The 14,242-nt window shown below is 62.9% G+C and carries 12 protein-coding genes; 7 read left to right on the top strand and 5 right to left on the bottom strand.

Going from position 1 to position 14,242, the window contains the following annotated elements; translation table 11 throughout:
• Positions 1-8 precede the first annotated feature (8 nt).
• The 4 genes from glf to BW975_RS16550 form a co-directional block, all read right to left on the bottom strand.
• Entirely contained in the window at positions 9-1,145 is a 1,137-nt protein-coding gene (glf, locus tag BW975_RS16565; protein ID WP_272482030.1) for a UDP-galactopyranose mutase, read from the bottom strand.
• Positions 1,146-1,248: 103 nt separating this feature from the next.
• Positions 1,249-4,146, bottom strand: coding sequence for a hypothetical protein (locus BW975_RS17975; protein WP_076535460.1), 2,898 nt, complete (start codon positions 4,144-4,146; stop codon positions 1,249-1,251).
• Between the two features lie 135 nt (positions 4,147-4,281).
• A complete protein-coding gene (locus BW975_RS16555) occupies positions 4,282-4,941 on the bottom strand; it encodes an ABC transporter ATP-binding protein (protein ID WP_076535459.1) in 660 nt (219 codons plus the stop codon).
• A 19-nt stretch (positions 4,942-4,960) separates the two neighbouring features.
• Positions 4,961-6,085: a KpsE/RkpR family capsule polysaccharide export protein gene (locus BW975_RS16550; RefSeq protein ID WP_139194259.1), complete on the bottom strand. Its 1,125-nt coding sequence runs from the start codon at positions 6,083-6,085 to the stop codon at positions 4,961-4,963.
• Between the two features lie 237 nt (positions 6,086-6,322).
• On the opposite strand from BW975_RS16550, the gene BW975_RS16545 reads away from it, so the two are divergent.
• Positions 6,323-7,165 carry an ABC transporter permease gene (locus BW975_RS16545; protein ID WP_083687164.1) on the top strand — a complete coding sequence of 281 codons (843 nt, stop codon included), beginning with the start codon at positions 6,323-6,325 and terminating at the stop codon, positions 7,163-7,165.
• Here BW975_RS16545 and BW975_RS16540 read toward each other — a convergent pair.
• Positions 7,101-8,198, bottom strand: a complete 1,098-nt coding sequence (locus BW975_RS16540) for a glycosyltransferase (RefSeq protein WP_076535458.1) — start codon at positions 8,196-8,198, stop codon at positions 7,101-7,103. The two genes, BW975_RS16545 and BW975_RS16540, sit on opposite strands and share 65 nt — an antisense overlap.
• Positions 8,199-8,317: 119 nt before the next feature.
• On the opposite strand from BW975_RS16540, the gene rfbC reads away from it, so the two are divergent.
• From rfbC to BW975_RS16510, 6 genes are all read left to right on the top strand, one after another.
• Complete coding sequence (gene rfbC, locus BW975_RS16535; RefSeq protein ID WP_076535457.1) at positions 8,318-8,878, top strand: dTDP-4-dehydrorhamnose 3,5-epimerase; 561 nt, start codon at positions 8,318-8,320, stop codon at positions 8,876-8,878.
• The gene (gene rfbB, locus BW975_RS16530) at positions 8,875-9,927 is read left to right on the top strand and encodes a dTDP-glucose 4,6-dehydratase (protein WP_076535456.1); all 1,053 of its coding nucleotides are present in this window, start codon (positions 8,875-8,877) and stop codon (positions 9,925-9,927) included. Before rfbC ends, rfbB begins: the two co-directional genes overlap by 4 nt.
• Positions 9,924-10,766 carry a dTDP-4-dehydrorhamnose reductase gene (gene rfbD / locus BW975_RS16525; RefSeq protein ID WP_076535455.1) on the top strand — a complete coding sequence of 281 codons (843 nt, stop codon included), beginning with the start codon at positions 9,924-9,926 and terminating at the stop codon, positions 10,764-10,766. The genes rfbB and rfbD overlap by 4 nt, the downstream gene beginning before the upstream one ends.
• A complete protein-coding gene (rfbA, locus tag BW975_RS16520; protein ID WP_076535454.1) occupies positions 10,763-11,635 on the top strand; it encodes a glucose-1-phosphate thymidylyltransferase RfbA in 873 nt (290 codons plus the stop codon). The genes rfbD and rfbA overlap by 4 nt, the downstream gene beginning before the upstream one ends.
• Before the next feature lie 213 nt (positions 11,636-11,848).
• Positions 11,849-13,168, top strand: a complete 1,320-nt coding sequence (locus BW975_RS16515; protein WP_076535453.1) for a UDP-glucose dehydrogenase family protein — start codon at positions 11,849-11,851, stop codon at positions 13,166-13,168.
• Between the two features lie 81 nt (positions 13,169-13,249).
• Complete coding sequence (locus tag BW975_RS16510; protein ID WP_244512623.1) at positions 13,250-14,239, top strand: KpsF/GutQ family sugar-phosphate isomerase; 990 nt, start codon at positions 13,250-13,252, stop codon at positions 14,237-14,239.
• The last annotated feature ends 3 nt before the right edge of the window (positions 14,240-14,242 follow it).

The following is a 14,242-nucleotide window of genomic DNA, read 5'->3' as shown; positions in this document are numbered from 1 at the left end:
ATCGCGCGTCACAGGGGCGCCGTGACAAAGGCGGGAGTGGCTGGGCCTTGCTGGGCAAACACAGCCGCCGTGTCCAGCGCCTCGCGGATCGTGACATCCATGTCGAGATAGCGATAGGTGCCCAGCCGCCCCACAAATGTCACACCGCGTTCGCTCCGCGCGCGATCGACGTAATCGGCCAAGAGCGCCTTCTCGCGGATTTGGCGAATTGGGTAATAGGGAATATCCCCCGGCTCGCATGCACGCGAAAACTCGCGGTAACAGACCGATGTTTCATGCTCTTCCCAGGGGCTGAAATGCTTGTGCTCGGTGATGCGTGTATAAGGCACGTCGCGCTCGCCGTAGTTCATCACTGCGCAGCCTTGGTAGTCGCCCTCGTATTCGAACCGCTCAAAATCCAACGTGCGGTAGCCAAGCCGGCCAAGCTCACAGCCGAAATACTCGTCCAGCGGCCCGGAATAAAAGACATGATCATGTCCCGCCGCTTCCCGCCGCTCGAACCGCTCGCCAAGGGTGACGGTGATTTTCGGATGATCGAGGATCTGTTCCACCATCGCCGTGTAGCCATCCTTGGGCATGCCCTGATAGCGGTGGAAAAAGTAGTTGTCGTCGTAATTGAAGCGGACCGGCAGCCGTTTGAGGATCGAAGCGGGCAATTCCTTGGGCGAGATACCCCATTGCTTGACAGTGTAGCCCTCAAAGAACGCCTCGTAAAGATCGCGTCCGACGAAACGCAGCGCTTGTTCCTCGAAACTCTGCGGATCGCTGATGCTGGTATCGGCCTCGCCTTCCAGGAAGCTGCGAGCCTCGCAGGGCCGCATGGTCCGACCGTAGAACTGATTGATCGTGTGAAGGTTGATCGGCAGGGAAAATACCTTGCCCTGCGACGTCGTTTTGACCCGGTTTCGAAAGGGCATGAAGTGGGCAAAGCGATTGACGTAATCCCATACGCCCGTATCATCCGTATGGAAGATATGCGGCCCATAAACATGGACCATGACGCCGGTGGCCTCGTCCCGCTCGGTGTGGCAGTTGCCGGCAATATGCGGGCGGGCGTCGATCACGCTGACATCATGTCCCGCCTCGGCCAGTTGGCGCCCTATGACAGCCCCGGACAGGCCCGCACCGACCATTAGAATACTCAAACTCAGCCCTCCGATACTCGTGTTCTGACTATCCAGACAGATAAGCAACAAAAGGCGAACGGAAGGTTAATGGCGCTTGGCAAAAGTGACGCGGCGCGCCGCATCAGAGAAATATGACGTCCGAACTGTCAAAGCTGGCGATACTCATTCCGTCCATCAGCACTTGGCCGCCCTCCCACGCGACAACGAGGCCCAGAGGTGCCTCGTGCCGCCGCAGATCCGAGATCGCATTGTCCCCGGTTTCCAGCATGAGCCGATCGGTCCCGTTTTCGAAATCAGCGATGCGATTGAATTCATCGCCCCGGTTGAACACGAACACGTCCGCTCCGGCGCCGCCGCGCATGAAATCGTTTCCGATCCCGGCAAAAAGCCAATCGTCACCGTCGCCGCCCAGCAGAGTGTCGGCATTCGCGCCGCCGATCAGGGTGTCATCGCCGGTGCCGCCATCCAGCCGATCAAAACCTTCGCCGCCGTCCAACCTGTCATCACCGGCGCCGCCAATGAGAGTATCTGCATTCGCCTCACCAATCAGCGTGTCGTGACCGGTGCCTCCCTCGAGCCTGTCAAATCCGTTCTGGCCGTTGAGATAATCGTCGCCATCCCCTCCGATCAGGGTGTCGCGATGGGCGCCACCAAGAAGTGTGTCGTTTCCGTCCCCTCCAATAAGCGTGTCAAAATCTATTCCGCCACTGAGCAGGTCGTTGCCTGCACCACCCTCAAGGTGATCATGGCCGACCTCGCCGTAGAGCGCGTCATGTCCTTCGCGGCCAAACATGCGGTCAGCGTTCGCCCCCCCGAACATGGTGTCATTGCCGCGCCCGCCATCCAGGAAATCGAACCCATCACTTCCGTCGAGGCTGTCATCGCCATCGCCGCCATAGATCGTATCGGCATTCGCTTCTCCGATCAGGGTGTCGTCGCCGGCGCCGCCCTCGAGCAGGTCGAAACCGTTCTGACCGTTCAGGAAATCATTGCCGTTCCCACCCTGAAGGGTGTCACGATGTGCCCCGCCGAGCAGCGTGTCATCGCCCTCACCACCGATCAGCGTGTCAAACTCGACCCCGCCCTCGAGGATGTCATTGCCATCCCCGCCATAAAGCAGATCGTGCCCCATCTCACCCAACAGGCTGTCGTTGCCGTCCCCGCCATAAAGGGTATCAGCATGCAGTCCCCCGGTCAGCGTATCGTTCCCCGCGTCGCCGTAGACCAGATCAAATCCCTTGTGTCCCTCCAGCCTGTCGTCGCCTGCGCCGCCGCGCAGCGTGTCCAGCGCCTTGCCGCCCAGCAACAGATCGTCACCGGACCCGCCCAGAATACTGTCCGATCCGCGCCCGCCCTTGATCGTATCGTTTCCGTCATTGCCGATCAGCACGTCTTCGCCATCCTCGCCATCGATGCTGTCGTCGCCGATCCCGCCTTCCAGTCGATCCTGGCCCGCGGTGCCAGTCAGCGTCACCGCGGGGCTCGGCAGGGGCAAGCCCTGGGGATCGACGTCATTGGTTTCAACGATTGGTGTACGTTCAAGATCGAAGGCGAGCGCGGCGCGCACATCTTCCAACTCCAGCCGCGTGCCATTGCTGGTGCGTATATTCGTCACGTCGTCGCCGATTGTCAGGCGCGCGCCCCACGAGGTGCTGCTGATGGCGATATCATTCGGACTGTAAAGACCGGCGCGCAGGGTCAGGTCGATGCGGTCCTCGCCCAGCTGGAAATCTGTGATGTCATCGGTGGCGTCGTCCGGGCTGAGCAGAAAAATGTCGCGGCCGGCGCCGCCGGTCAGCGTATCGCTGCCTGCACCGTCGAGTAGAATATCGTCGCCCGCCCCGCCGAGAAGCGCGTTGTCGCCGTCCCCCCCGATGATCAGATCATCTTGGGCTGTGCCATTCTGCACCGCCGCGTTGCCCGAGATCGTCTGTCCCTGCTGAGCGAGCGAGACAGTAAACTGCGTGAGCCCTGCATTGGTCTGCGATGCCAGTATGACCTCAATTGCATCGGCGGCCTTGATCGCGGTCATCGCGCTGATCGACTCGAGGCCTAGCCCCAAGTCATGCGCGATCGTATCCAGATGGATCAGTCTGCCATCCGGCAGCATGGTCAGAAGGCTGATGCCGTCATCGCCGCCCGCGGCGATGACGTAGGCGCGGCCCTCGTGCTCGATAATCTCAAGGCCCTGTATCCGGCCAAAGCGCGTGTCCCGCGAGTCGCCCACGTGATCTCGTGCCACCAGCGCGCCTCCGGCGTCGATTTCCAGAACCGTAAGCGCGGCGCCCGCGGCGCTCGCATCCATCGAGGCGGCGATGACGAGGCTGCGCCCGCCGATATCGACATTACGGAGGCAGATGGCGGTATCGTTAATGCCCAAACCTTCCTGCGCACCCAGCGATCCTTTGGCCGTCAGCGCGCCGTTGGCGGGATTGACGGCATAGGAGGTCACGCCAGCCTCGCTGCGCGAGAAGGTCAGCAGAAATTCCTTGCCCGCGACTTCAACCATACGTAGCGCCGCAGGCGCGGCGCCATAGGTCTGCGCTGTGTCGGCAACGCTGGAAATAGCTTGCAGCCGCCCGGAAGCGTCTGCGGTAAAGGTGCCGATGGTGCCGTCGGCCCGCGCGGCAAAGATGTAGCCGCCCGCGCTACTGGTCAGCGGGCCGCCAACGGCCAGCTCTGGCACCGCGACACTGGCCCCCACGCCGAGCGAGCCATCCGCATTTACACGGTATTGCAACAAGCCAGTGCCAGTGCTGTTCGTCATCACAACGGCTTGCGTGCCCGCGATGTCGATCAGGTTTGCCTCGCCCCGCAGGCTACGCCCCGGCCCGCCGTCAAAGCCCGTTCCCGCCGTCACTCGGGCGAGCGACCCGGCAGCCGGCACGAGGGTGCTCAGACCGCCGTTGGGGCCACCAATGGCTATGATCCCGGCCGGCACGGCCAGGAAACCCCGCACGTCACTCTCAAGATACTCTGCCGCTTGGCCCAAAAGTCCGCGATGCTGAAAGCCCGGCATGGTTGCCCCCCTTAAACTCGGGAGAAACCTGCGATCCTATCGCGGTCATCAACGGATCGAATTCACGGCGAAATCTGGGAACGCCGCTCGAATGATACGCTTAATTTAGGGGTATTTTAATGATCTTGAACGTCGTCAGGCCGACGCCATCAGCGCCTGATGCTGCAATATCGCGTCCTCGATATCTGCGTGATACGTCAAGGTTCCGCGGTCAAGGATGAGGGCCGCATCGCAGAATTGGCGCAACTCTTGCATATTGTGGCTGACGAGGATGGCACTGCTGGTCTTCATGCGGTGGCGAAAGACGGCTTGGCTTTTTCGCTTGAACGCGGCGTCGCCCACCGCTGTCACCTCGTCCACCAGATAGGTGTCAAAGCGGATACCCATCGACGTGCCGAAGGTGAGCCGCGATTTCATCCCTGCCGAATAGGTCCGGACCGGCATGTGGAAATGCTTGCCCAATTCGGCGAAGTCCTCAACGAAGGCGATCAGGCTGTCCGTGTCGACGCCGTAAGTACGCGCGACGAAACGCACGTTTTGCGCGCCTGTCAGATCGCCGTGGAACGAGCCGCCGAAGGACACAGGCCACGAGATGGACCCGTCGCTGATCACCCGGCCGCTGTCGGGGCGCATGATACCCGCAATGATCTGCATCAGGGTCGATTTGCCCGCACCGTTCCGGCCCAAAAGCGCCAGTGACGATCCGGTAGGTAGCGTGAGGTTCAAATTGTCGATGACGCATCTGCGCTCGCGTCCGACCATGAAGCTTTTGCTGAGATTCTCAAAACGGATCATGCTGCGCCCGGTCCCTTAATCACGCGCGGTCGCGCAGGGAATAGTAGATCAGAACGATTACGCCCCAGCCCAACACAAGGATCAGCGCGGCCAGCCCGAAGATGACAAAGGGGCGGGGATATTCCGGCTCTTCGGCAAGTGTCGGCTCGATATAGGCGGCGAGGTATCTGCTCTGGCGGATTGCCTCGCCCTGGGCCGCGTCGCGCGCGGCAAGTGCGGCGCGGTAGGTCTGCTCGGCGAATTCGCGCTCTACGACAAGGCCCTCGAATTCGGAGATCAGGCTGGGATAATCTTCGCCCGTCTCGGTGACTTCGGTGGTTGCGAAATCCTGCCGCTCTTGCGCGATGCGGTCGCGGATCACCTCGATGCGGCGCATGGCTTGGCTGACGCGTGGATCGTCGGCGCGCGTCGTGCCGGTCAGCTCGTCAAATTCGACGAGTTCGGTTGCCAGCTGTTGTTGCAGATTGTTCATCACGCCCATCCGGCCTTGGATATCTGACTGAAGATCGACGATCTGCGTGCGCGTGCGAAATCGTGTCACCTCCGCGCGGATTGTTTTCAGACGCTTTTCCGCCTCGGTGAGGTCGGCGGCGGCATAGCTGATGGCATCGGTGCGCGCGCGCTGGTTCAAGGCGTTCACCATGTCCTGGCTCTCGCGTACGATGTCAGATGCGATGGTCTGTGCCATCTGAGGATCGAAGGCCAGCACCTCGATCTCGATCAGGCCGCTGGATTGATCAAAGGAGGCGCGCACGACGCGGTCCCAGAACCACTCCAGATCCTCGATCGACGCATCGGGCCAGAGCGAATACACCGGATCCTGGTCCCAGTGCTGGGCATAATAGGCGCGCAGGCCCCGCGCCGCGTCGATGCGGCGGATGATGGCCTGGCTGCGGATGAACTCGTAGAGGATCTCGCTGTCGCCGGTGCCGCGCCCGCCCGCAAAGCTGGCCAGCCCGCCCAAGAGATCGCTGGCGCTTGCGCCTTCCTCCTGCCGAACGGTGAAGCCTGCGGTCGAGGCAAAGCGATCCTTGGCTGCTGTGGCAAGGTAGAGCCCCACAAGGCAGAGCGGCAAAAGTACGAAATTCGCGAAGCCCAGAAGCACCCAGCGATGGCGTTTCTTAATACGCGCGGGGCTTGCCACCGGGCGGATCTCTACGCGCGGAGGTGCATGATTGTTGGCTGGCGCACCGGGTTTGGTCTGCGGCGCCGGGCGACGCTTGTCATGCGACGCAGTGGGCTTGGGATCGGGCGGGCTCGTCTTTTTCAGAGCGGTCGGATTTTGATCTTTTTGTGTCAATTCTTAAACCATTCTAAATCTGATGGACCTAGCGTTTCCGAGGTCGATTGCCGCCCAAGCGATAGGATTGGATTGCCTCTCATGTCTGTCACGGACCCTCTCTCCCCCTCCGGCGCGCGCCCCGCGCCGCATCCTGTGGCCCCCGGATCGGGCGTAGCGCGGTCGCATCGCACGGCCCGCATCGTCTCGGCGCTGATGCTGCGCGAGATGTCGACGCGCTATGGCCGATCACCGGGCGGATATCTCTGGGCGATACTCGAGCCGCTGGGCGGTGTGCTGATTCTGTCGCTGGCATTTTCGTTGCTCCTGAGGACACCATCGCTCGGAACAAGTTTCATTTTGTTTTACGCAACCGGATTTGTGCCGTTTAACCTTTATCAAAACGTCTCGACCACCGTCGCGCGGGCGCTGAATTTCTCGAAGCCGCTGATGCAATATCCCGTGGTTACATGGGGGGATGCGGTGCTCGCGCGTTTCGTGCTGAACGCGCTGGTGGGCATTCTTGTCGCCTATGTCGTGCTCAGTCTGATCACGGTATTCGTCGACGCGCATGTGCTGCTGGACATCGCGCCCATCCTGAAAGTGATCGGGCTGACGCTGCTGATGGGCCTAGCGGTGGGTGTGCTCAATTGTGTTTTGCTGGGCCTCTTCGGCGCGTGGGAGACGATCTGGTCCATCGTGACCCGGCCGCTTTTCATCGCATCGGGTGTGCTCTTTACCTACGAGGATGTGCCGGCCAGCGTGCAGGGATTTCTTTGGTACAATCCGCTGATCCACATCACCGGGCTCATGCGGCAGGGCTTTTATTCGACATACTCGCCCAGCTACATTTCAGAGCTGTATGTGATCTGCACCTGCCTTACCGTGCTGTTTCTGGGCACGGTTTTGCTGCGGCGCTATCACCGCGATATCCTGAACCACTAAGCCGGCGTGGGCGGCGCGCCCAGCCCAGAACACTGTCATGCGGCACGTCGGTGGTTCGTAGCAGGCCGTCCCGGACAGCGCGCAGCATAAGGGACAAAAAGACTGCGCGATCGCCCCCGTGAACCCGCGCCTTCCAGAGCCATTTCGGAAGGATCACCGCCAGCGCAGGCCAAAACATCCAGCCGGCGGCCAGACGGTAGAGCAGCAGAAGGTTGCGGTGGTAATAATAGACCTTCCATAGCGGCACGAAGCGTCCGCGCTGCTCAGCCGCGAATGTGCTGCAATCATGCTCGAACCGGACAGTGGGATCAAAGACCATGCGCCCGCCCGCGTTGCGCAAGCCCAGCGTATAAAGGCCGTCATCCCCGTAAAGGAACAACCCCGGATCGGGCAGACCGGCGCGCGCCATTCCCTGGCGCGAGATGAAGAAGCCGACGAAGGAGGTCACATCGATGGAGGTGGTCGCGCGGCTCCGATACGCCTCGGCGCCCAAGTGAAACCCGCGACGCCCCTTTAGTGCTGTGTCGAGAAAGGCGCGCGCGCTCCAGAACGGATTACGGGCAGGTCTGTTCATCTCGCAGATGCGGCCGTCGGGAAAGCGGACGGCCGCTGCAACAGCGTCGATTCCGGTCTTGTCGCGTGCGTGAAATGCCGCCAGCGCGCCGGGCGTCGGGCGTGCGTCATCATCCATGACCACCACCCAATCGGGATCAAAGCGTTCCTGCGCCAACGCGATCCCGATGGAAAAGCCACCCGCACCACCGACATTGGTGCCGACGCGGTGCACGATGAGGCGCCTGTCGCGCTGCCGGGCAAGCCATGTCGAAGTGCCGTCAGTTGCTGCGTTGTCGATCACAAGGATTGCCTGCAACTCATGTGCAGGAGATGCCAGCAGCTGCGCCAAAGTGGTCTTTAGCTGCGACAGCCGATTATGGGTGACAACCACCGCAACAAGGCGTGATCCGCTGCTTTTTGCAGGATCGCCCCGGCTTTGCGCGCAGCTGTCTTGCGTGAAACTATCGCGGCAAATCATTGACACTCGTGCCTCCGGTCGTGTTTCCGGCGCGCCCGTGGCATTAAGGGGCCGGTGCTGCCAAAATCTGGCCGCACTATTCTGGTTCATCGTGCGGAATAAAGATAAAGGAGTTGTTTATGCAGATCGAAAAAACAGCTCTTCCCGAGATTCTGATCCTGACGCCGCGCCGCTTTGAAGACGCGCGCGGCTTCTTTGCCGAGACGTGGAACAAGACGCGTATGGCCGAAGCGGGGCTGGACGTGGACTTCGTCCAGGACAACCATTCCGTTTCCGCCCATGCCGGGACCCTGCGTGGCCTGCATTTTCAGGCACCGCCCCATGCGCAGGCCAAATTGGTGCGCTGCGGCCGCGGGAGGTTTCTGGACGTCGCCATCGATATCCGTGCGGGCAGCCCGCGCTACGGCCAATGGGTCGCGGTCGAGCTGAGCGCCGAGAACGGACGGCAGCTTCTGGTGCCCGAGGGTTTTGCACACGGTTTCGTAACGCGCGAGGACGATACCGAGATTGTCTATAAATGCTCGGATTTCTACGACGCCGCGTCGGACGGCGCGATCCATTGGGACAGCTGCGGCATAGATTGGGGTCTGAGCGCTGAACCTATCCTGTCCGAGAAGGACGCGGTCGCGCCGCCTCTGGATGCCTTCTCCAGCCCCTTTGCGATGAAGGATATCACATGAAGCTCTTGGTCACGGGCGGTGCGGGTTTCATCGGCTCTGCCGTGGTGCGGCAGGCGGTGGCGCGGGGGCATGACGTCGTCAATCTTGATGCGTTGACCTATGCCGCCTGCCTCGCGAACGTCGCCAGCGTCGAGGAGAGCCCGCACTACCGCTTTGAGCATGCGGATATCCGCGACCGCGCCGCGCTGGACCGGATCTTGGCCGACCACGCGCCCGACGCCATCCTGCACCTCGCCGCCGAGAGCCATGTCGACCGCTCCATCGATGGGCCGGGCACTTTCATCGACACGAATATCACCGGCACCTACACGCTGCTCGAGGCCGCGCGCGGCTATTGGCAGGCCGCCGGACGGCCCGAAGGCTTCCGCTTTCACCACGTCTCGACCGACGAGGTTTTCGGCAGCCTGCCCGCAGATCCCGGCACCCGCTTTACCGAAGAGACGCCCTATGATCCGCGCAGCCCCTATTCGGCGTCCAAGGCGGCGTCCGATCATCTGGTACGCGCCTGGGCCGAGACCTACGGCCTGCCCATTCTGCTGACCAATTGCTCGAACAATTATGGCCCCTATCACTTCCCCGAGAAGCTGATCCCGGTCGTCATCCTCAGCGCGCTCGCGGGCAAGCCCCTGCCGATCTACGGCGACGGCTCGAACGTGCGCGACTGGCTTTATGTGGAGGATCACGCCGATGCGCTGCTGACCGTTCTGGGGCAGGGCCGTGTCGGGCGCAGCTATGCCATCGGCGGCGAGAACGAGCGCAGCAATCTGGAGCTGGTCCAGACGCTCTGCGATATTCTGGACGATCTGGCGCCGCGCGGTGATGGCCGCCCGTTCAGCGATCTGATCACCTTCGTCGCTGACCGTCCCGGCCATGACGCGCGCTATGCGATCGACCCGTCGCGCATCCGGCGCGAATTGGGTTGGCGCCCTTCCGTCACGGTCGAGGAGGGGCTGAGGTGCACGGTCGAATGGTATCTGGCGAACGAGGATTGGTGGCGCCCCTTGCAAGCGCGCGCGGGCGTCGGCACGCGGCTGGGCACCGCGCCATGAGCATCCTCGTCTTTGGCCGAACCGGGCAGGTCGCCCGTGAATTGCAGCGCGCGGGTATGGTCACCGCGCTGGGCCGCGCGGAGGCGGATCTGTCGGATCCCGCAGCCTGCGCCGCCGCCATCCATGTCGCGCGTCCCGACTGCGTGATCAACGCCGCTGCCTACACCGCCGTCGACCGCGCCGAGGATGAAGACGCGCTGGCCCGTACCATCAACGCCGAGGCGCCCGGAGCAATGGCGCGCGCCTGTGCCGATCTGGGTATCCCGTTTCTGCATATCTCGACCGATTACGTCTTTGACGGGCAGGGTGAGGCGCCATGGCAGACGGACGATGCCACCGCCCCGATCAACGCCTATGGCCGCAGCAAGCTGGCGGGCGAGGAGGCAGTGCGCGCATCCGGCGCGAACGCGGCGATCCTGCGCACGTCTTGGGTATTTTCGGCGCATGGCGCGAACTTCGTCAAGACGATGCTGCGCCTGTCCGAGACGCGCGATGCGCTGAGCGTGGTCGGCGATCAGATCGGTGGGCCTACCCCCGCCGCTGCCATCGCCGAGGCACTCCTGACCATGGCGGGCGCCATGACAAGCGGACAGCCCGGCGGCATCTATCATTTCGCGGGCACGCCGGCGGTCAGCTGGCACGATTTCGCCGCCGAGATCTTCCGCATGGTGGGCCGGGACGTTGCCCTGACGTCGATTCCGACCTCGGACTATCCGACACCCGCGCAGCGCCCGCTGAACAGCCGGCTCGATTGCGCGGCTCTTGCGACAGATTTCGGTATCGAACCGCCCGATTGGCGCGCCGGTCTGCGCGCCGTTCTCAAGGAGCTAGGCATATGACACAGCGCAAGGGCATCATCTTGGCCGGCGGCTCGGGCACGCGGCTTTACCCGATCACGATGGGCGTGTCGAAGCAGCTTCTGCCGATCTATGACAAGCCGATGATCTACTATCCGCTCAGCGTCCTCATGTTGGGGGGTATCCGCGATATCGCGGTGATCACCACGCCGCAGGATCAGGACCAGTTCCAGCGCACCCTTGGGGATGGCAGCCAATGGGGCCTGTCGCTCAGCTATATCGCACAGCCTTCGCCCGACGGGCTGGCGCAGGCGTATGTATTGGCCGAGGACTTTCTGGACGGCGCGCCCAGTGCGATGGTTCTGGGCGATAACATCTTCTTCGGTCACGGTCTGCCCGAGCATCTGGCCGAGGCGGACGCGCAGGACCAGGGCGGCACCGTTTTCGGCTACCGCGTGGCAGACCCCGAGCGCTACGGCGTCGTCGATTTCGCGCCCGACGGATCGGTGCGCGCCATCGTGGAGAAGCCCGAGGTCGCGCCCTCGCCTTATGCAGTCACGGGGCTTTACTTCCTTGACGCCACCGCGTCCGAACGTGCGCGCAACGTGACACCCTCGGCGCGCGGCGAGCTTGAGATCACGGCCCTTCTTGAGATGTATCTGGCCGACGGTCTGCTGAACGTGCAGCAGATGGGGCGCGGTTATGCGTGGCTCGATACCGGCACCCACGGCTCGCTTTTGGATGCGGGCAATTTTGTGCGGACCCTCAGCGAGCGGCAGGGATTGCAGGTCGGCAGTCCGGATGAGATTGCGTATGGCAAGGGTTGGATCGACGCAAGCGCGCTGCAAGAGCGCGCCGAGGGGTTCGCCAAGAACAGCTACGGCCAATATCTCTTGCGGATGTTGCGGTAGGCGCAGCGCGTCTCGTCCCGATATGCCACGCCTGTGCGCGCAGTCGTGCGGAATTGGAGGCCGCACTTGCCTCTGCGGCGGGGCGGCTTTAGGGGCTTTCGAAGCAAAAGCTGAGATACGGCGCGCCGAACGGTGCGGCGAACTTGAATTGAAGAAGCTCGCCGGATCGCGCCACCACGGCGGTCCGGCCACGAAAAAACGGGAGAGACCGCCTTGCGTATAGTGATGATCGGAACCGGCTATGTCGGGCTTGTCTCGGGAGTGTGTTTCGCAGATTTCGGCCATCAGGTGGTTTGTGTCGATCGCGATAGCGCCAAGATTGCGCGGCTGGATGCGGGCGAGGTGCCCATTTACGAGCCCGAGCTTGATGTGGTCATGGCGCGCAACGTCGATGCCAGGCGCCTGACCTTTACGACCGACCTTGCGGGTGCGGTCGTGGGCGCCGACGCCGTCTTTATCGCCGTAGGTACGCCCACGCGGCGCGGTGATGGGCATGCCGATCTCAGCTATGTCATGGCGGCGGCGACCGAGCTGGCCCATGCCATGCCAGATGGCGTCGTCGTGGTCACCAAATCCACCGTTCCAGTCGGCACCAACCGCAAGGTGCAGGAGACGATCGCGACGGCGAACCCCGCGCTCGATTTCGAGGTGGCCAGCAATCCCGAATTCCTGCGCGAAGGCGCGGCGGTCAAGGATTTCATGCATCCCGACCGCGTTGTTGTCGGCGTCCAGAGCGAACGCGCGGCCAAGGTGCTACGCGACATCTATCGCCCGCTCTACCTGCGCGATTTTCCGATCGTCGTGACGGATCTGGAATCCGCCGAGATGATCAAATACGCTGCCAACGCCTTTCTCGCGACCAAGATCACCTTCATCAACGAGATTGCGGCGCTGTGCGAGCGTGTCGGCGCGGACGTCAAACAGGTCAGCCGTGGCATGGGCATGGACGGGCGCATCGGCAACAAGTTCCTGCATGCCGGGCCGGGCTATGGCGGGTCGTGCTTTCCCAAGGACACGACCGCGCTGGCGCGGATCGGGCAGGAACATGCCAGCCCCATGCGTATCGTCGAGGCCGTGATCGAGGTGAACGAGGCGGTCAAGCGGCGCATGACGGACAAGCTGCTGGACCTTTGCGGCGGCAGCTTTGCGGGCCGCACCATCGGCGTGCTGGGTGTCACGTTCAAGCCCGACACGGATGACATGCGCGCCGCGCCCAGCCTGTCGATCGTGCCCGCGCTGGTCGGCGGGGGGGCCAAGGTGCAGATCTGTGATCCGCAGGGCCAGCGTGAGGGTGCGGCGCTGCTGCATGGGGTCAGCTGGCATGACGACGCCTATGGCGCCGCCGAAAAGGCCGATCTGCTGGTCATCCTGACCGAATGGAATGAATTCCGCGCGCTGGACCTCAGCCGCATCGCAGGCGACATGACCACGCCCCGCCTTGCCGATCTGCGCAATATCTACAGTGCCGAGGATGCGCGCGCGGCGGGTTTTGTGGCCTATGAGGGTGTCGGGCGTCAGGGATACGGCGCCTGATCGGCGCGCGCTCTGGCTTGCCGGGGCGTGGATCGATACAGTAGCGCTTCACGTCCCCTTTCGAGAAACGAGAGAATTTTCATGCATTCGCAGCCGATGACCGATCCCACGCCCGAGGACAGCGCCAACAGCATCGCGGCGGCGCAAAAGGTGCTGGGGATCGAGGCGGACGCGCTTCGCTACCTGGCCGAAAACCTGCCCGCAGATTTTGCGGCGGCGGTCGAGACGGTGCTGGCCTGCAAGGGCCGCGTCATCGTGTCGGGCATCGGCAAGTCGGGCCATATCGGGCGCAAGATCGCGGCGACGCTGGCTTCCACCGGGACGCCAGCCTATTTCGTTCACGCGACCGAGGCGAGCCACGGCGATCTTGGCATGATCGGCTCGGATGACGCCTGCCTTCTGATCTCGAACTCGGGCGAGACGGCCGAGCTGCGCGATATCGTCTATCACACGCAGCGGTTTTCAATTCCGATGATCGGCATCTCGTCCAAGGCGGATAGCACCTTGATGAAAGCGGCAGATCACCGCCTGACCTTGCCGGCCTGTCCCGAGGCCTGCCCCATCGGCCTTGCGCCGACAACCTCGACCACGCTGACGCTGGCGCTGGGCGACGCGCTGGCCGTGGCGCTGATGGAGCGGCGCGGCTTTGCCCCGAAGGATTTCGGGGTCTATCACCCGGGCGGCAAGCTGGGCGCGCAGATGCGCAGCGTGGCTGATCTGATGCATTCTGGTGATGCGCTGCCGGCGCTGGACGAAAACGCACCGATGGCGGACGTGCTGCTGGCGATGACGTCCAAGGGGTTCGGCGTCTGCGTCCTGACGCGGGACGGCATCATCAGTGGCATCATCACTGACGGCGATCTGCGCCGCAATATGGATGGGTTGATGGAGCGCCGCGCCCTTGACGTCGCCACCAAGCAGCCGATCACGGTCGCGCCCGATTGCTCGGCGCCCGAGGCGCTGGCGATTTTGAATGGACGCAAGCGGACGGTGCTCATCGTGGCGGAAGAAGGCAATCGCCTCGTTGGCGTCCTGCACCTTCACGATCTGTTGCGCGCGGGCGTCGTCTAACGG

The organism is Roseovarius nanhaiticus (genome assembly GCF_900156535.1).
GTDB classification, from domain to species: domain Bacteria; phylum Pseudomonadota; class Alphaproteobacteria; order Rhodobacterales; family Rhodobacteraceae; genus Roseovarius; species Roseovarius nanhaiticus.
The sequence above is the reverse complement of the archived record's forward strand: the minus strand, read 5'-3'. Positions and strand labels throughout refer to the sequence as shown.